Source organism: Streptomyces sp. NBC_00984 (assembly GCF_045162475.1).
Lineage (GTDB): Bacteria > Actinomycetota > Actinomycetes > Streptomycetales > Streptomycetaceae > Streptomyces.
On sequence record NZ_CP108734.1, the window covers coordinates 5570538 to 5587440 of the forward strand.

Annotated in this window: 11 protein-coding genes and 2 rRNA genes; 8 read left to right on the top strand and 5 right to left on the bottom strand. The window is 66.9% G+C overall.

Annotated elements, in window-relative coordinates; all coding sequences use genetic code 11:
- Window positions 1-214 precede the first annotated feature (214 nt).
- A 23S ribosomal RNA gene (locus OG520_RS24920) occupies window positions 215-3339 on the top strand.
- Between the two features lie 77 nt (window positions 3340-3416).
- Window positions 3417-3533: ribosomal RNA gene (gene rrf / locus OG520_RS24925) — 5S ribosomal RNA — on the top strand.
- Window positions 3534-3644: 111 nt separating this feature from the next.
- Here the strand turns inward: rrf and OG520_RS24930 are convergent.
- Genes OG520_RS24930 through OG520_RS24950 form a run of 5 tightly spaced genes read right to left on the bottom strand, consistent with a single transcriptional unit; the run spans window position 3645 to window position 9068 of the window.
- Window positions 3645-4955 (bottom strand): DUF58 domain-containing protein, encoded by a 1311-nt coding sequence (locus OG520_RS24930; protein WP_406016561.1) that lies wholly within the window; start codon window positions 4953-4955, stop codon window positions 3645-3647.
- A gap of 10 nt (window positions 4956-4965) precedes the next feature.
- Window positions 4966-5967, bottom strand: coding sequence for an AAA family ATPase (locus tag OG520_RS24935; RefSeq protein ID WP_406014654.1), 1002 nt, complete (start codon window positions 5965-5967; stop codon window positions 4966-4968).
- Entirely contained in the window at window positions 5964-7175 is a 1212-nt protein-coding gene (locus OG520_RS24940) for a DUF4350 domain-containing protein (protein ID WP_406014655.1), read from the bottom strand. The genes OG520_RS24935 and OG520_RS24940 overlap by 4 nt, the downstream gene beginning before the upstream one ends.
- Window positions 7172-7861 (bottom strand): DUF4129 domain-containing protein, encoded by a 690-nt coding sequence (locus OG520_RS24945; protein ID WP_399332073.1) that lies wholly within the window; start codon window positions 7859-7861, stop codon window positions 7172-7174. Before OG520_RS24945 ends, OG520_RS24940 begins: the two co-directional genes overlap by 4 nt.
- Window positions 7862-7865: 4 nt before the next feature.
- On the bottom strand, window positions 7866-9068 hold the full coding sequence (locus OG520_RS24950) for a hypothetical protein (protein ID WP_406014656.1): 1203 nt from the start codon (window positions 9066-9068) through the stop codon (window positions 7866-7868).
- Window positions 9069-9208: 140 nt separating this feature from the next.
- On the opposite strand from OG520_RS24950, the gene mtnA reads away from it, so the two are divergent.
- The 6 genes from mtnA (at window position 9209) to hpf (ending at window position 16742) form a co-directional block, all read left to right on the top strand.
- Entirely contained in the window at window positions 9209-10357 is a 1149-nt protein-coding gene (mtnA, locus tag OG520_RS24955) for an S-methyl-5-thioribose-1-phosphate isomerase (RefSeq protein ID WP_406014657.1), read from the top strand.
- A gap of 4 nt (window positions 10358-10361) precedes the next feature.
- A complete protein-coding gene (gene mtrA / locus OG520_RS24960; protein WP_187438793.1) occupies window positions 10362-11051 on the top strand; it encodes a two-component system response regulator MtrA in 690 nt (229 codons plus the stop codon).
- A 1-nt stretch (window position 11052) separates the two neighbouring features.
- On the top strand, window positions 11053-13077 hold the full coding sequence (gene mtrB / locus OG520_RS24965; RefSeq protein WP_406014658.1) for an MtrAB system histidine kinase MtrB: 2025 nt from the start codon (window positions 11053-11055) through the stop codon (window positions 13075-13077).
- A complete protein-coding gene (locus tag OG520_RS24970) occupies window positions 13067-14932 on the top strand; it encodes an LpqB family beta-propeller domain-containing protein (protein ID WP_399332064.1) in 1866 nt (621 codons plus the stop codon). The genes mtrB and OG520_RS24970 overlap by 11 nt, the downstream gene beginning before the upstream one ends.
- Window positions 14933-15002: 70 nt before the next feature.
- Entirely contained in the window at window positions 15003-15731 is a 729-nt protein-coding gene (locus tag OG520_RS24975) for a ComF family protein (protein WP_399332062.1), read from the top strand.
- A gap of 321 nt (window positions 15732-16052) precedes the next feature.
- Complete coding sequence (hpf, locus tag OG520_RS24980) at window positions 16053-16742, top strand: ribosome hibernation-promoting factor, HPF/YfiA family (protein ID WP_266418499.1); 690 nt, start codon at window positions 16053-16055, stop codon at window positions 16740-16742.
- The last annotated feature ends 161 nt before the right edge of the window (window positions 16743-16903 follow it).

The following is a 16903-nucleotide window of genomic DNA, read 5'->3' on the forward strand; positions in this document are numbered from 1 at the left end:
GTTGACTATTCGGCACGACAGGTTGTTTTTCACTAGTACTGCTTCGGCGTGGAACGTGGGGGATGGCAGGTCGGGTCGGGCACGTTGTTGGGTATCTGAGGGTACGGCCGTATGGTCGCCTTCAGTTGCCGGCCCCAGTGAACTCGCCTGTGAGGGTGAGGTGATGGGTGGCTGGTCGTTGTTTGAGAACTGCACAGTGGACGCGAGCATCTGTGGCCAAGTTTTTAAGGGCGCACGGTGGATGCCTTGGCACCAGGAACCGATGAAGGACGTGGGAGGCCACGATAGGCCCCGGGGAGCTGTCAACCGAGCTTTGATCCGGGGGTGTCCGAATGGGGAAACCCGGCAGTCGTCATGGGCTGTCACCCGCTGCTGAACACATAGGCAGTGTGGAGGGAACGAGGGGAAGTGAAACATCTCAGTACCCTCAGGAAGAGAAAACAACCGTGATTCCGGGAGTAGTGGCGAGCGAAACCGGATGAGGCCAAACCGTATGTGTGTGATACCCGGCAGGGGTTGCGCATGCGGGGTTGTGGGATCTCTCTTTTGCGGTCTGCCGGCCGTGAGACGAGTCAGAAACCGTTGATGTAGGCGAAGGACATGCGAAAGGTCCGGCGTAGAGGGTAAGACCCCCGTAGCTGAAACATTGACGGCTCGTTTGAGAGACACCCAAGTAGCACGGGGCCCGAGAAATCCCGTGTGAATCTGGCGGGACCACCCGCTAAGCCTAAATATTCCCTGGTGACCGATAGCGGATAGTACCGTGAGGGAATGGTGAAAAGTACCGCGGGAGCGGAGTGAAATAGTACCTGAAACCGTGTGCCTACAAGCCGTGGGAGCGTCGCTGTGTGTGCTTGCACATGCAGTCGTGACTGCGTGCCTTTTGAAGAATGAGCCTGCGAGTTTGCGGTGTGTTGCGAGGTTAACCCGTGTGGGGAAGCCGTAGCGAAAGCGAGTCCGAATAGGGCGTTTCAGTAGCACGCTCAAGACCCGAAGCGGAGTGATCTAGCCATGGGCAGGTTGAAGCGGAGGTAAGACTTCGTGGAGGACCGAACCCACCAGGGTTGAAAACCTGGGGGATGACCTGTGGTTAGGGGTGAAAGGCCAATCAAACTCCGTGATAGCTGGTTCTCCCCGAAATGCATTTAGGTGCAGCGTCGTGTGTTTCTTGCCGGAGGTAGAGCACTGGATAGGCGATGGGCCCTACCGGGTTACTGACCTTAGCCAAACTCCGAATGCCGGTAAGTGAGAGCACGGCAGTGAGACTGTGGGGGATAAGCTCCATGGTCGAGAGGGAAACAGCCCAGAGCATCGACTAAGGCCCCTAAGCGTACGCTAAGTGGGAAAGGATGTGGAGTCGCAGAGACAACCAGGAGGTTGGCTTAGAAGCAGCCACCCTTGAAAGAGTGCGTAATAGCTCACTGGTCAAGTGATTCCGCGCCGACAATGTAGCGGGGCTCAAGCGTACCGCCGAAGTCGTGTCATTCACACATGAAGGGCCAACGCCTGTGTGGATGGGTAGGGGAGCGTCGTGTGCCGGGTGAAGCAGCCGCGGAAGCGAGTTGTGGACGGTTCACGAGTGAGAATGCAGGCATGAGTAGCGATACACACGTGAGAAACGTGTGCGCCGATTGACTAAGGGTTCCTGGGTCAAGCTGATCTGCCCAGGGTAAGTCGGGACCTAAGGCGAGGCCGACAGGCGTAGTCGATGGACAACCGGTTGATATTCCGGTACCCGCTTTGAAACGCCCAATACTGAATCAGGCGATGCTAAGTCCGTGAAGCCGGCCCGATCTCTTCGGAGTTGAGGGTAGTGGTGGAGCCGATGAACCAGACTTGTAGTAGGTAAGCGATGGGGTGACGCAGGAAGGTAGTCCAGCCCGGGCGGTGGTTGTCCCGGGGTAAGGGTGTAGGACGCACGGTAGGCAAATCCGTCGTGCATATAGTCTGAGACCTGATGCCGAGCCGATTGTGGTGAAGTGGATGATCCTATGCTGTCGAGAAAAGCCTCTAGCGAGTTTCATGGCGGCCCGTACCCTAAACCGACTCAGGTGGTCAGGTAGAGAATACCGAGGCGTTCGGGTGAACTATGGTTAAGGAACTCGGCAAAATGCCCCCGTAACTTCGGGAGAAGGGGGGCCATCACTGGTGAGTGGATTTACTCCATGAGCTGGGGGTGGCCGCAGAGACCAGCGAGAAGCGACTGTTTACTAAAAACACAGGTCCGTGCGAAGCCGTAAGGCGATGTATACGGACTGACGCCTGCCCGGTGCTGGAACGTTAAGGGGACCGGTTAGCTGACTTTCGGGTCGGCGAAGCTGAGAACTTAAGCGCCAGTAAACGGCGGTGGTAACTATAACCATCCTAAGGTAGCGAAATTCCTTGTCGGGTAAGTTCCGACCTGCACGAATGGCGTAACGACTTCTCGACTGTCTCAACCATAGGCCCGGTGAAATTGCACTACGAGTAAAGATGCTCGTTTCGCGCAGCAGGACGGAAAGACCCCGGGACCTTTACTACAGTTTGATATTGGTGTTCGGTTCGGCTTGTGTAGGATAGGTGGGAGACTTTGAAGCGGCCACGCCAGTGGTTGTGGAGTCGTCGTTGAAATACCACTCTGGTCGTGCTGGATGTCTAACCTGGGTCCGTGATCCGGATCAGGGACAGTGTCTGATGGGTAGTTTAACTGGGGCGGTTGCCTCCTAAAGAGTAACGGAGGCGCCCAAAGGTTCCCTCAGCCTGGTTGGCAATCAGGTGTTGAGTGTAAGTGCACAAGGGAGCTTGACTGTGAGACCGACGGGTCGAGCAGGGACGAAAGTCGGGACTAGTGATCCGGCAGTGGCTTGTGGAAGCGCTGTCGCTCAACGGATAAAAGGTACCCCGGGGATAACAGGCTGATCTTCCCCAAGAGTCCATATCGACGGGATGGTTTGGCACCTCGATGTCGGCTCGTCGCATCCTGGGGCTGGAGTCGGTCCCAAGGGTTGGGCTGTTCGCCCATTAAAGCGGTACGCGAGCTGGGTTTAGAACGTCGTGAGACAGTTCGGTCCCTATCCGCTGTGCGCGTAGGAATATTGAGAAGGGCTGTCCCTAGTACGAGAGGACCGGGACGGACGAACCTCTGGTGTGCCAGTTGTTCTGCCAAGGGCATGGCTGGTTGGCTACGTTCGGAAAGGATAACCGCTGAAAGCATCTAAGCGGGAAGCCTGCTTCGAGATGAGTATTCCCACCCTCTTGAAGGGTTAAGGCTCCCAGTAGACGACTGGGTTGATAGGCCAGATGTGGAAGCCCGGTAACGGGTGGAGCTGACTGGTACTAATAGGCCGAGGGCTTGTCCTCAGTTGCTCGCGTCCACTGTGTTAGTTCTGAAATAACGAACGGCCGTGTTTTTCCGGTGTTGGTTAATTTCATAGTGTTTCGGTGGTCATTGCGTTAGGGAAACGCCCGGTTACATTCCGAACCCGGAAGCTAAGCCTTTCAGCGCCGATGGTACTGCAGGGGGGACCCTGTGGGAGAGTAGGACGCCGCCGAACTCCTTTTACGGGAAAGCCCCGTGCCCTTGTGGCACGGGGCTTTTCTGCGTTCCACGGCCGGCTCGGAAGCCCCTTTCCCTGCGGATGCTTGGTTCGTGGCGGCGGGATGGGTCAGAGCCGACCCGCTCCCTTGAGGGCGAGGTAGGCATCGGCGAGAGCAGGGGCGAGGTTGTCAGGAGTGGCATCGACAACCACCGCGCCCTGCCGTTGGAGCTGCTCTGCGGTGCGGAGTCGCCTTGCTTGGGCCTGTGCGCCCGCGGCAGCTTCGTAGATTGCGTCCACTGTGCCTCTTGCGCCCGCCATCTGCTCGACGTGCGGGTCCGCCACGGATGCCACCAGCACGGTATGGCGCTGGGTCAGACGACGGAGTACAGGGAGCAGACCTTCTTCCACGGGGGCTGCGTCCAGACCGGTGAGAAGCACGATCAGGGAGCGACGAGGCGCACCGGCGAGCACGGCAGCGACGAGACCTCGGGCATCTGTTTCCATAAGGGCCGGTTCGATGGGCGCCAGCGCGTTCACCATGGCCGACAGGACCTCTCCCGCGGACCGGCCCTGAACCTGTGCGCGGACGCGACGGTCGTAGGCCAGTAGATCCACGCGGTCCCCCGCACGAGTGGCGAGTGCCGTGAGCAGCAGGGCCGCGTCCAGAGAGGCGTCGAGACGGGGCACGTCCCCGACACGCCCCGCTGAGGTACGGCCGGTGTCCAGGACGACGAGGATGTGACGGTCCCGCTCTGGGCGCCATGTGCGCACTGCGACGGCGGCCTGACGTGCAGTGGCCCGCCAGTCGATGGAGCGGATGTCGTCGCCGGGCACGTACGCACGCAGGCTGTCGAACTCCGTGCCCTCCCCACGGGTGAGAACACTGGTGCGGCCGTCGAGTTCGCGGAGTCTGGCGAGGCGGGACGGCAGATGCTTCCGGCTGGTGAAGGGCGGCAGGACCCGCACTGTCCACGGGACCTGGTGATTCCCTTGTCGGGCGGCAAGCCCCAGAGGTCCGAACGAGCGGACGGTGATGCGCTCGGCTCGGCGGTCACCCCGCCGTGTAGGTCTCAGGACGGTGGTCAGCCGGCGGCGTTCGCCTGCCGGGACCGCAAGTGTGTGCCGCGAGGAAGTCTGTTCCGTACCGGTGGGCCAGCTGCTGGGTGGCCAGGCGTCACGAAGGTGTGCCCGCAGTCTGCGACGGGAAGGATTGGTTACGGTGAGTTGCAATTCGGCGGTTTCGCCAAGTCGAACGCTTGTGTCACCGGATCGGGTGAACTGAAGCGTTCGCACTGGTGCAGCGAGGGCATAGTCGCAGAGAATTGCCAAAGAGAGCGGTGCGTTGACTGCCAGCATCCCGGTCCAGCTGGGGGCCAGGATGCCTACAGGGAGTGACCCCAGGGCGGCCAGCAAGGCGGTACGTCCGGTGAGGGCCACGGTCACCGCCTCATCGGGGTACGGGGACGTGGGCGAGGACGGCTGTGATGACGGAGTCGGGTGTGACACCCTCCATCTCCGCCTCGGGCCGCAGTTGGATGCGATGGCGAAGTGTGGGGAGCGCCAGTGCCTTCACGTCGTCCGGAATGACGTAGTCGCGGCCGGTGAGCCAGGCCCAGGCGCGGGCAGTCGACAACAGGGCGGTGGCGCCTCGGGGAGAGACACCGAGGGATAGCGAGGGGGATTCACGCGTGGCACGACAGATATCGACGACGTAACCGGCGATCTCGGGAGAGATCTTGGTCCGGGCGACCGCGTTGCGGGCGGCTTCCAGGTCGGCGGGGCCGGCGACGGGCCCTATGCCGGCTGACTTGAGGTCACGTGGATTGAAGCCGTCGGAATGACGGGTGAGGACGCTGATCTCCTCTTCCCGCGAGGGCAGGGGCACCGTCAGTTTGAGGAGAAACCGGTCCAGTTGGGCCTCGGGGAGAGGGTAGGTGCCCTCATATTCGACGGGATTCTGCGTGGCGGCCACGAGGAAGGGGTCGGGTAGCGACCGGGGGGTTCCGTCGACGGTGACCTGGCGCTCTTCCATGGCTTCCAGGAGGGAGGACTGCGTCTTGGGAGGGGTGCGGTTGATCTCGTCGGCGAGAAGCAGATTGGTGAAGACAGGGCCGGGCTGGAAGGAGAACTCGGCCGTGCGGGCGTCGTAGATCAATGAGCCGGTGACGTCGCTGGGCATCAGATCGGGGGTGAACTGGACGCGCTTGGTGTCGAGTTCGAGCGAGGCGGCGAGAGCCCGGACCAGGAGGGTCTTGGCCACTCCGGGGACGCCTTCGAGGAGGACGTGGCCACGGCAGAGCAGAGCGACGACGAGTCCGGTGACGGCCGGGTCCTGGCCGACCACGGCCTTGGCGATCTCTGAGCGCAGCGCTTCCAGGGATGCGCGGGCTGTGTCGCCGTTCCCGAGGGGCTCGGTGGTCTCGGCGGGCACTGGGGGCGGGGCGCTCATGACGTGCGTACCTCACTTTCGAGGGTGTCGAGTTGGTCTGCCAGGTGGATGAGAGCGGCGTCGTCGGACGGGGCGGGTCCGAAGAGCAGGGTTTGGAGGCTGTCGTCAGTGTTGCCCAGGCGGGCGGAAACGGCAGGGACAAGTGCTGAGGGGGAGTGGGCGTCGCGTGGGGAGACGCCGATGAGTGGGGCGATGCGGGTGCGGGTCGCGGAACGCAGTGAGTCGGCGGCCCGGTCGCGGGCGTTCGTCTTGCGGTAGAGCCGGGCCCGGCCCTCGGTGGATTCGGAGGCCCGGATGGCCACGGGCAGTCGCTCGGACACCAGGGGGCCCAGACGACGGCCACGCCAGATGGCAGCGAGCACAGCGGCCAGTGCGAGTTGCAACGTCCCCCACAACCAGCCCCGGGGGATCAGGTCGGCGAAGCTGCGGTTGTCAGGGGCGCCGGCACCACCGGTGCCCCCGTTCTCGGTGGCACCGGATGAATCAGCGAGCGAGGGGAGGTACCAGATCAGATGCGGGCGGGAACCGAGAAGTTGCAGGGCCAGGGATGCGTTGCCCTGGATGGCGAGCCTGTCGTTGAGGAGAAGGTCGGGGGAACCGAGGAGCACGGTGTCGCCCGCGCCCTGTTCGACCAGGAGCACGGTGGGAAGGCCGCCGCTCGGGAAGCAGCCGATGGTGCCGGGGTCGGCCGAGGCGTAGCGGAAGCCTCCCGTTTCGACGTCGCCGGCACTGCGGGCGGCGGGCAGGGAGCATTCGGGGGCGCGGGGGGACACGGGGCCGGCGGACTCCGCCGTGACACCTGGGACCAGCGTGCGCACGGAGGGCGGGCCTGCCGCGAGGAGGATGGTGCGACCGGCCGAGCTCTCGGTCGCGGCACGGAGTTCGCTCTGCTGGCGCGGTGCCAGCAGATTGGGGGAGGCGACGAGCAACGTGGTGTCGGGGCCGACCTTGGCGGTGGCGTCGTCGAGCGTGGTGACCACGTGAACGGAGACGCCGCGTTCCTTGAGGAGTTCGGCGACGGCCCGGCTGCCGTAGCGGTCGGCGGAGCGAGGGTCGAGGCGACCGTGCTGGTCACCGGAGCGGATGGTTGCCAGGGCGATACCGGCGGCGACGAGTACGAGGAGGGCGAGGAGCAGACCGCGGATGCGGACCCAGATCTGGTGATGGGTGAGGGCCGCCGAGGTGGAGGCAGCGGTGACCCCGGTCATTCGGCTGCCGCCTGGGCCGCGGTCGTCAGGAGAGGCTTGGCGGTTTCGAGATCGAGGTCCAGAGCTCGTACGGCCAGATATGCCTGCTGGTCGGCGGTACGACCGCCGTATGTGACGTCGTCGAATTCTCGGGCGGCAGCGTGGAGTCGCGTCGCATGTGTGGGCAGCGGGCGGCCTGCTTCGGCGGCGGCCTCGTCGGCGGTGCGCCCGGGGCGGGGGTCGAGCAGGGCTCGCTCTTCCAGGGAGCGGACGATGGCGCGCATCCGTTCCTGGACCGCCTCGTTCCAGCGTCGGGCGGCGGCGTGGGCCTCGGCGGCCTTCCGGTGTTCGGCCGCGCTGCGGGGGCTGTCGTCGAAAAGGGCGTCCGAGGAACGCACGGTGCGGCTCGGAGTGCCCAGCCGCCACCAGAGTGCGGCGACCAGGCCTGTGACGACCAGCACGAGCACGACAAGACCGACCGGGCCGCCGGGCGCGGCGCCGGAGGCCGTGTCCAGGAGATCGCCGATCCAGCCCCAGAGCTTGTCGAGGCCCTGCTGGAGGAGGTTGGGATCGTTCTCGTGGTACATCGGTTTGGACAGTTCGTGCTTCGCGGCCTCGCGGGCGGGGACACGTGGAGTGTCCACAGGTATGTCGCCGCTCGAGTGGATCAGTAGCCGTACTGCTGTGGTGCCCCCCGCCCCCGACACGGCATCAGCTCCTGGTGTCGTATCCGGGCAGGCCCGCTGCCCGGGCGAGTTCGAGGTCGAGTGCCTCGCGGCGGATGCGCTGATCGATGTAGAGCAGTGCCATCCCGCCGGCGGAGAGCGGGTACGTGATCGTCGTGATGATCACCTGGCCGATGCCGGAGACGATCAGGAACGGCCAGCCGAAGTCTGCGGAGCCGTTCGTGAGGGCGGAGCCGATTCCGTCGCCGTCCACGACCATCGCGATGACGCCGAACGGAATGGCGATGACCACGGCCACGATGAGCGTCAGCAGCCCGGTCAGCGCCAGGATGCCGAAGGTCCGCCACCAGGCACCCCTGACGAGCTTTGCGGAACGGCGCATGGAGGTGATGATCGACTGCCGCTCCAGCATCAGGGCCGGCGAGGCGAGGCAGAAGCGGACCATCAGCCAGATGACGACGACGAACGCGGCCATGAATCCGATGAGGACGAGTCCGGCACCCGCGGCCGATCCGGTGAGCATGCCCGGGAGCAGGCCCGCCGCCATGATGGCGGCGCTGATCAGGGCCACCAGCAGGGTCAGACCCAGCATCTGAGGAAGCCGGGGCCGGGCCTCGGTCCAGGCGTCGGAGAGCGTCACGGGGCGGCCCAGCACCGAGCGGCTGATCACCACGGTCAGCACAGATGTCGTGATCAGCGTGGCGATCATGGTGATGAGCATGGACGGCACGCTGTTGAACACTGTCGACTGGGCAGAGTCGGCGGCCTGCCGCAGCGCTTCCGTGCCGGTGGCGTTCGGATCGATCTGCGCAGGTTTCGGCAGCAGGAAACGTTCCACGAGAATGGTCGCGATCTGGGCGATCACGGACACGGTGAGTGTGATGCCGAGGACCGTGCGCCAGTGGGCGCGCATCGTGGAGACCGCACCGTCGAGGATCTCGCCGACGCCGAGAGGCCGGAGTGGGATGACGCCGGGCTTGGCCGCGAGGGGCGGCTGCCTCCAGCCGGGGCCCTGCGGTCCGCCGCCCCAGCCCGCGGCGGGGGGCGGTGCGCCAGGACCTGTGCCGGGAATGCTCGGTGGGGACCACTGCTCCGGGGGCGGCTGAGTGGGAGACCAGTTCCCTGCCGGGCCGCTGCCGTCGACGGGCTCGGAGGGCCGGGGGACGTCGGCGCCCTGACCCTCGGAGGGGGCAGATCCGGGCGAGGCCCAGCCCGGAGTGTCGTTCATTCTCGCTCCTTCATGGTCCTGTCCGCTCATCGGGGCGGCAGGTTGGCAGCCATCGTGCCACGCGCTGCTCCGGTATGGGCCGGGCGCTCTATCTCCTTCGTACCTTCATTTGTGGGTGGCTCACCGGGCAGACTGGGCGGATGGCTGATCAGGACGCGCAACCGCCGGTGGGCATCGAGCCTCCCGCGCTTCCCGTACTTCGCTGGGCCGAGCCTCCAGAAGGTCCCGCACTGGTGCTCCTCGACCAGACGCGGCTGCCGGCGGAGGAAGCCGAGTTGGTGTGCACCGATGTGCCTGCTCTGGTGCGGGCGATCCGGACGCTGGCGGTGCGTGGTGCCCCGCTGCTGGGGATCGCGGGGGCCTATGGGGTGGCTCTCGCGGCCGTGCGGGGAGACGACGTGGCGGTGGCCGCGGAGCTGCTGGAGCGGGCGCGGCCCACCGCGGTGAATCTCGGGTACGGGGTGCGGCGGGCCGGCGGGGCCTATCGGGAGGCCGTCGGGAAGGGGGCGGATCCGGAGCGGGCCGCGGCCATGGCGCTGGCCGAGGCCAGGGCGCTGCACCGGGAGGACGCCGAGGCCAGTGGGCGCATGGCTCGGCACGGCCTCGCCCTGCTGGACGAGCTGCTGCCCGGTGGCGGTGGGCATCGCCTGCTGACGCACTGCAATTCGGGAGCCCTGGTCTCCGGCGGTGAGGGCACTGCCTTCGCGGTGGCGCTCGGGGCGCACCGGGAGGGGCGGCTGCGGCGGCTGTGGGTGGACGAGACGCGTCCGCTGTTGCAGGGGGCCAGGCTGACGGCGTACGAGGCGGCGCGCAATGGCATGCCGTACAGCCTGCTCACGGACAGTGCCGCAGGTTCGTTGTTCGCTGCGGGGGAGGTGGATGCCGTGCTCATCGGGGCGGACCGCATTGCCGCAGACGGGGCGGTGGCGAACAAGGTGGGGAGCTATCCGCTGGCGGTGCTCGCGAAGTACCACCACGTACCGTTCATCGTGGTCGCGCCGACGACGACCGTGGATCTGGACACTGCGGACGGAGCGTCGATCATCGTTGAGCAGCGGTCGGCGGTCGAAGTGACGGAGCTCACATCGTCGCGGGTCGGGGTGGCGGGCGCGGATGCCGGTCGGCTGCCCGTGGCACCGGTGGGAACCCCCGTGTACAACCCCGCGTTCGATGTCACGCCGCCGGAGCTGGTCACGGCGATCGTCACGGAGGAGGGTGCAATTTCCCCGGTCACGGGGGTCGGACTGGCAGAGCTGTGTGCCAGATCATCGCAGGTAACGATTAGCTAATGGGATGATGTCGATTATGAAGGGACGCGTCCTTGTCGTCGACGACGACACCGCACTGGCCGAGATGCTCGGGATTGTGCTGCGTGGTGAAGGGTTCGAGCCGTCGTTCGTAGCGGACGGCGACAAGGCACTTGCCGCATTTCGTGAGGCCAAGCCGGACCTGGTCCTGCTGGATCTCATGCTGCCCGGTAGGGATGGCATCGAGGTCTGCAGGTTGATCAGGGCCGAGTCCGGTGTGCCGATCGTCATGCTCACTGCCAAGAGCGACACGGTTGACGTGGTGGTGGGTCTGGAGTCCGGGGCCGACGACTACATCGTCAAGCCGTTCAAACCTAAGGAGTTGGTTGCCCGGATCAGGGCACGCCTGCGGAGGTCCGAGGAACCGGCGCCGGAGCAGCTGGCCATCGGGGACCTGGTCATCGATGTGGCCGGTCACTCGGTGAAGCGGGAGGGGCAGTCGATCGCCCTCACCCCGCTGGAGTTCGACCTGCTGGTCGCGCTCGCCCGTAAGCCGTGGCAGGTCTTCACCCGTGAGGTGCTGCTCGAGCAGGTGTGGGGATACCGCCACGCCGCCGACACCCGGCTGGTGAATGTCCATGTCCAGCGACTGCGTTCCAAGGTGGAGAAGGACCCGGAGCGCCCGGAGATCGTGGTGACCGTCCGAGGGGTCGGTTACAAGGCCGGACCGAGCTGAGATGCCCCCGAGTAGCACTGCTCCGCAGCCCGGGGAGCCGGGACCCCGTGCGGAGCGGGCTGCCGGTCCACGACACAAGGCGTTCCAGATGGGGCGCCTCCTGCAGGGCGGCCGGTTGTTCCACGACCGGGCGCCCGGCGGCCCCGTGCCGCGATTGCTGATGCGTTGGGTGCGGCGTCCGTTGCTGCCCGCCGTACGGCTCTGGCGGCGCAACCTCCAGCTGCGGGTCGTCGCGGGCACGCTGCTCATGTCGCTCGGTGTGGTGCTGCTCCTCGGGCTGGTGGTGATCGGGCAGGTGCGCAACGGCCTGCTCGACGCCAAGGGCAAGGCTGCACAGACGCAGGCGGCCGGCGGTTTCGCCGCAGCCCAGGAGAAGGCGAACGCCCCGCTCACCCCCGGCGGCCAGGGCGGCGATACGACGGACGGCACCACTGCCAACAACTCCTGGCGGACCGAGCTCGTCGACCAGCTCGCCAGCGGCGGAAAGAACGCCTTCAACGTGGTGGCGCTCAGTGCCGACGCGGGGACCCGTGCCCCGCGCGGCTCGGGCAGCGTGGAGGCGGTGAGCATTCCGCAGAGCCTGCGGGACGCCGTGAACAAGGGGCCCGGGGCGTACCAGACATACTCCGAGATCCAGTATGCGAACGGGCAGCAGCCGCAGCCCGGACTTGTCGTGGGCAAGCGGCTCTACGACATCGACCACAATCCGTACCAGCTCTATTACCTCTTCCCGCTGACGCAGGAGGAGAAGTCGCTGACGCTGATCAAGGGCACGCTGGCGACCGCGGGACTCTTCGTGGTCGTGCTGCTCGGGGCCATCGCCTGGTTCGTGGTGCGGCAGGTCGTCACGCCGGTACGCATGGCGGCCGGTATCGCCGAGCGGCTTTCCGCCGGCAGGCTCCAGGAACGGATGAAGGTCACCGGCGAGGACGACATCGCCCGGCTCGGTGAGGCCTTCAACAAGATGGCGCAGAACCTGCAGCTGAAGATCCAGCAGCTGGAGGAGCTCTCCCGGATGCAGCGGCGCTTCGTCTCCGACGTCTCCCACGAGCTGAGGACACCGCTGACGACCGTGCGGATGGCCGCCGATGTCATCCATGAGGCCCGCAGTGATTTCGATCCTGTGACGGCCCGCTCCGCGGAGCTGCTCGGGGACCAGCTCGACCGGTTCGAGTCGCTGCTCTCGGATCTGCTGGAGATCAGCCGGTTCGACGCGGGCGCCGCGGCGCTGGAGGCGGAGCCGATAGATCTGCGGCAGGTCGTACGGCGGGTGATCGGCGGGGCCGAGCCGCTGGCCGAGCGCAAGGGCACCCGGATCCGGGTGGTCGGCGACGAGCAGCCGGTGATCGCGGAGGCCGACGCACGGCGCGTCGAGCGCGTGCTGCGCAACCTTGTGGTCAACGCCGTCGAACACGGTGAGGGCCGCGACGTCGTGGTGCGGATGGGGGTGGCCGGAGGCGCGGTCGCCGTGGCCGTCCGGGACTATGGAGTGGGGCTCAAGCCGGGCGAGGCGACGCGGGTGTTCAACCGATTCTGGCGGGCGGACCCGGCCCGCGCGCGGACGACCGGTGGTACCGGTCTCGGGCTCTCCATCGCAGTGGAGGACGCCCGGCTGCACGGCGGGTGGCTGCAGGCATGGGGCGAGCCCGGCGGCGGTTCGCAGTTCCGTCTGACTCTGCCGCGCACGGCGGACGAGCCGCTGCGCGGATCACCGATACCGCTGGAGCCCGAGGACTCCCGTAGCAACCGGGAGAACCGTGAGCGGGCCGCGACCGCGCCGAAGGCCGGGAGCGAGCACCGGCTGACGGCTGTGCCGGCCCAGCCCGGCGGCAATGACAGGTCCGCACTGCCCGTACCGTCCCGCACGCCTGCGGCTCCACGGACGGCGCCGGCCTCGGTGCATCCGGCGGCCCTTCCGGGGAGCGGCGCACGGGTGGTCGCGCGCCACGCCGAGGACCGGTCGGGCGGCGAATTCGACACTGCGGTGCAGGACCCGGAGCGGGGGGACACGAATCGTGGGCACTGACCGTCGCAGGGACGGCCATGGACGCGTGCTGGCGCTGTTCGCGTTGTTCGGATGCGGTGTGGTGCTGCTGTCCGCGTGCGGCTCGATGCCCGTCACCGGGGATGTCAAGGCCGTCGACGCCTCGCAGCCCGGCGACTCCCAGGTGCAGGTGTATGCCGTCGCGCCGCGTGACAACGCCACCCCCAACGAGGTGGTCGACGGCTTCCTGGAGTCCATGACCAGTGATGACCCGCGCTTCAGGACGACCCGTCAGTACCTGACGAAGAAGGCGGCCGAGACATGGAAGCCGAACGCCTTCACCACCGTGCTCACCAACGCACCGAACAGGAACGACCGGCCGCTGCGCGACAGCGACCGCAACATCACCGAGGTCACCTACACCCTGACCGGTGAGAAGGTGGCGACGGTCGACGCCGAGAGCGCCTATCAGCCGCTCGCGCCCACCGACTACAACCAGACCCTGCATCTGGTGAAGGAGAACGGGCCGGACGGCAAGGAGTGGCGGATCGACCTCGTGCCGGACGGTCTTCTGCTCGGGCAGTCGGACTTCAAGCGCCTCTACCGTTCCGTCAACAAGTACTACTTCGCGACGGGGCGGCCGGAGGTGCAGTCGACCCTGGTCGCCGACCCCGTCTATCTCCGCAGCCGGACGGATCCCGTCACGGGGATGGACACCGTGACACAGTCCGTCCGCAGCCTCCTTGCGGGGCCGACCAGCTGGCTGCGGCCGGTGGTCGCATCCCGGTTCCCTCGCGGTACGGCGCTGAAGAAGGGCGTCACCTCGCTGGCACCCGACGACCGCAACGTACTGAAGGTCCCGCTCGACAAGAAGGCGGACGGCGTCGGGCAGAGTTCCTGTCGCATGATGGCCTCGCAGATCCTCTACACCCTGAGGGATCTGACGTCCGCACGGGTCGAGCAGGTCGAGCTGCAGCGCTCCGACGGCTCCCCGTTGTGCCTGCTCGGGGCGGATCAGGCGGAGGAGTTCGCCCCTGACGGTTCGTCGAGCGGTCCGGACAGCCAGTACTTCGTCGATGCCAAGGGGCATGTGGAACGAATTCCCGGCAGCACCAAGGGCAGTGGAACCCCGGAGGCGGTGGCCGGTCCGCTCGGTGACGGGCCGGTGCGGATGGGCGCGGTCGGTGTGGCCAGGGACGAGCAGTCGGCGGCGGCGGTCTCGAACGACGGGGCGTCTCTCTACGTGTCGTCCATCGTCTCGGACGGCGAGCTTCCCGCGGCCTCGGTGACCAGCGGTGCCCACGATGCGAAGCACCGTCTGTCGACCCCGAGCTGGGACGGGCGGGGCGACCTGTGGGTGGCCGACCGGGATCTCGACAGGCCCCGACTGCTGCGGCTGGCCGGTGGTACCGGCAAGCCGCAGGAGGTCGCCGTGCCCGACCTGGGCGGTGGGCGGATCGAGGCGTTGCGCATGTCCGCGGACGGAGTTCGGATCGCCCTGCTGGTGACCCAGGACGGCCGCAACACGCTGAAGATCGGCCGGATCGAGCGGCGCGGGCCGGCATCGGAGCAGCAGGTGTCGGTGGTGGAGCTGCGTCAGGCCGCGCCGCAGCTGACGGATGTGACCGCGATGTCGTGGTCGGGCCGCAGCCGCCTCGTGGTGGTCGGCAAGGAGCAGGGGGGCGTGCAGCAGGTGCGCTACGTGCAGGCGGACGGTTCGACGTCCGCATCGGGTGTGCTGCCGGGTGTGAACCAGGTGTCGTCGGTCGCGGCGGCGGACGACGAGCAGCTTCCGCTGATGGCGGCCACGTCCAGCGACGGGATCGTGAAGCTGTCGCCCGGTGACAACTGGCAGACGGTGGTCAAGGAAGGCTCGTCGCTGGTCTACCCGGGCTGAGAGTCGCAGGGCCCGTTCCGCGTTTTCCACAGGGGTGGCCCGCTCGCTCCGGGAAGAGCACAGTGGAGTCATGCGGGGGTGGTGGCGGGAGCTCTCCGGCCTGGTGCTGCCGGTGTCCTGCGGCGGCTGCGGCAGGCCGCGCGTGGAGCTGTGCGAGGAATGCGGTGCGGAGCTCCACGGCGGGGTGCCGCGCCGGGTGAGGCCCGTCCCGGAACCTGTGGGCCTGCCGGTGGTGCACGCGGCCGCCGCGTACGAGAACGCGGTACGTGCCGTGCTGCTGGCCCATAAGGAACGGGGTGAGCTGGGGCTGGCCGGAGCGCTCGGCAAGGCGCTGGCGGGGGCCGTACGGGCCGGGACGGGGCAAGTGGGTGTTGTCGGCCCGCTGCTGCTCGTGCCCGTGCCGTCGGCGCGGTGCGCGGTGGCGGCGCGAGGCCATGATCCGACGCGCCGGATCGCGCTGGCCGCGGCAGGAGAGCTGAGACGCGGCGGCACCCGGGCCCAGGTGGTCGCGGTGCTTCGGCAGCGACGCGCGGTGGCCGACCAGGCGGGGCTGGGCGCCCGTCAGCGGCAGGTGAATCTGGCGGGGGCGCTGCAGGTCGTGGCCGGGGGTGAGCGGCTGCTTGCGGCCGGACGGGTGGTGCTGGTGGACGACCTCCTGACGACGGGAGCCTCGCTCACCGAGGCGGTCCGGGCGGTGGGGGCGGCGTGCGGGCACGAGGGTGCTGCCCCCGGCAGCGGGCAGGCGGCCGTTGTCGCAGCATCTCCGTCGGCCTTCGAAATAAACCGGAACTGTCAATGAACCTGCATCGTTGCAGGTAATGAGTAGGGAAAACAGCCCGATCGGAGGTACGTGCGAGTAGCGGGTGCCGACATCCGGCCAGGCAGGCTATGTTCGGTTGTGAGGAATGGTGAATGCCGGACCTCGATGAATGCACCGCCAGGTTTCGGGCAGGCAACACACCGGTAGTCCAGAAGCTGGAATTCGGTGGGGTGGAGTCCTCACCGATGGGGGAGGAGGAGGTGGAAGTCACCGAGTCCGCGGCTCCGGTTGTCACCGGGGCCTGGTGCAAAAGGGAGATGCTCCGCCCCTGAGCGGAGCGATCCGGGAACGGAGTTCTGCGTGGACATCGTCGTCAAGGGCCGCAAGACCGAGGTGCCCGAGCGGTTCCGCAAGCACGTGGCCGAGAAGCTGAAGCTGGACAAGATCCAGAAGTTCGACGGCAAGGTGATCAGCCTCGACGTCGAGGTGTCCAAGGAGCCGAACCCCCGTCAGGCCGACCGTTCCGACCGGGTGGAGATCACGCTCCGCTCGCGTGGTCCGGTCATCCGGGCGGAAGCGGCCGCAGGCGACCCGTACGCAGCGCTGGACCTGGCCACCGGCAAGCTGGAGGCGCGGCTGCGCAAGCAGCACGACAAGCGCTACAGCCGCCGTGGCAATGGCCGGATTCCCGCTGCCGAGGTCGCCGAGACCGTGCCGGGTGCGGCGTCGTTCAACGGCGAGGGCGACCTGATCGCCAATGAGTCGACCGAGTCCGTGCCCACTACCAGGTTCGGCTCGCTGGAGATTCAGGGCGAGGGTCCGCTGGTGATGCGCGAGAAGACGCATGTCGCCGCACCGATGTCGCTCGACCAGGCGCTCTACGAGATGGAGCTGGTCGGGCACGACTTCTATCTGTTCGTCGACTCCGAGACCAAGGAACCCAGTGTCGTCTACCGACGGCATGCCTATGACTACGGTGTCATCCACCTGAGGACCGACCCGCTGGCCGCCGACGAGGCGGGCGGCGCGGGCGGTGCGCTCGGCGGCTGACGCCACCCTTCCGCGGTGCCCCTGGAGTGCCTGTGCGCCCCCAGGGGCACCCCGCGTGCGACCACACGATCACCGTTCTGACGTCCAGGCATGGAATCATGGCGTTCCAAGCCAATCGGTGCTCTGTGAACTGCCGTTGGCGGACAGTGTGTACTTCAGGC

What these genes read in the sequence shown, in the direction of transcription:
- OG520_RS24935 (WP_406014654.1), bottom strand. Translation starts at nt 5,967, where the DNA reads ATGAGCGCCCCGCCCCCAGTGCCCGCCGAGACCACCGAGCCCCTCGGG.
- OG520_RS24940 (WP_406014655.1), bottom strand. Translation starts at nt 7,175, where the DNA reads ATGACCGGGGTCACCGCTGCCTCCACCTCGGCGGCCCTCACCCATCAC.
- OG520_RS24950 (WP_406014656.1), bottom strand. Translation starts at nt 9,068, where the DNA reads ATGAACGACACTCCGGGCTGGGCCTCGCCCGGATCTGCCCCCTCCGAG.
- mtnA (WP_406014657.1), top strand. Translation starts at nt 9,209, where the DNA reads ATGGCTGATCAGGACGCGCAACCGCCGGTGGGCATCGAGCCTCCCGCG.
- mtrA (WP_187438793.1), top strand. Translation starts at nt 10,362, where the DNA reads ATGATGTCGATTATGAAGGGACGCGTCCTTGTCGTCGACGACGACACC.
- mtrB (WP_406014658.1), top strand. Translation starts at nt 11,053, where the DNA reads ATGCCCCCGAGTAGCACTGCTCCGCAGCCCGGGGAGCCGGGACCCCGT.
- OG520_RS24975 (WP_399332062.1), top strand. Translation starts at nt 15,003, where the DNA reads ATGCGGGGGTGGTGGCGGGAGCTCTCCGGCCTGGTGCTGCCGGTGTCC.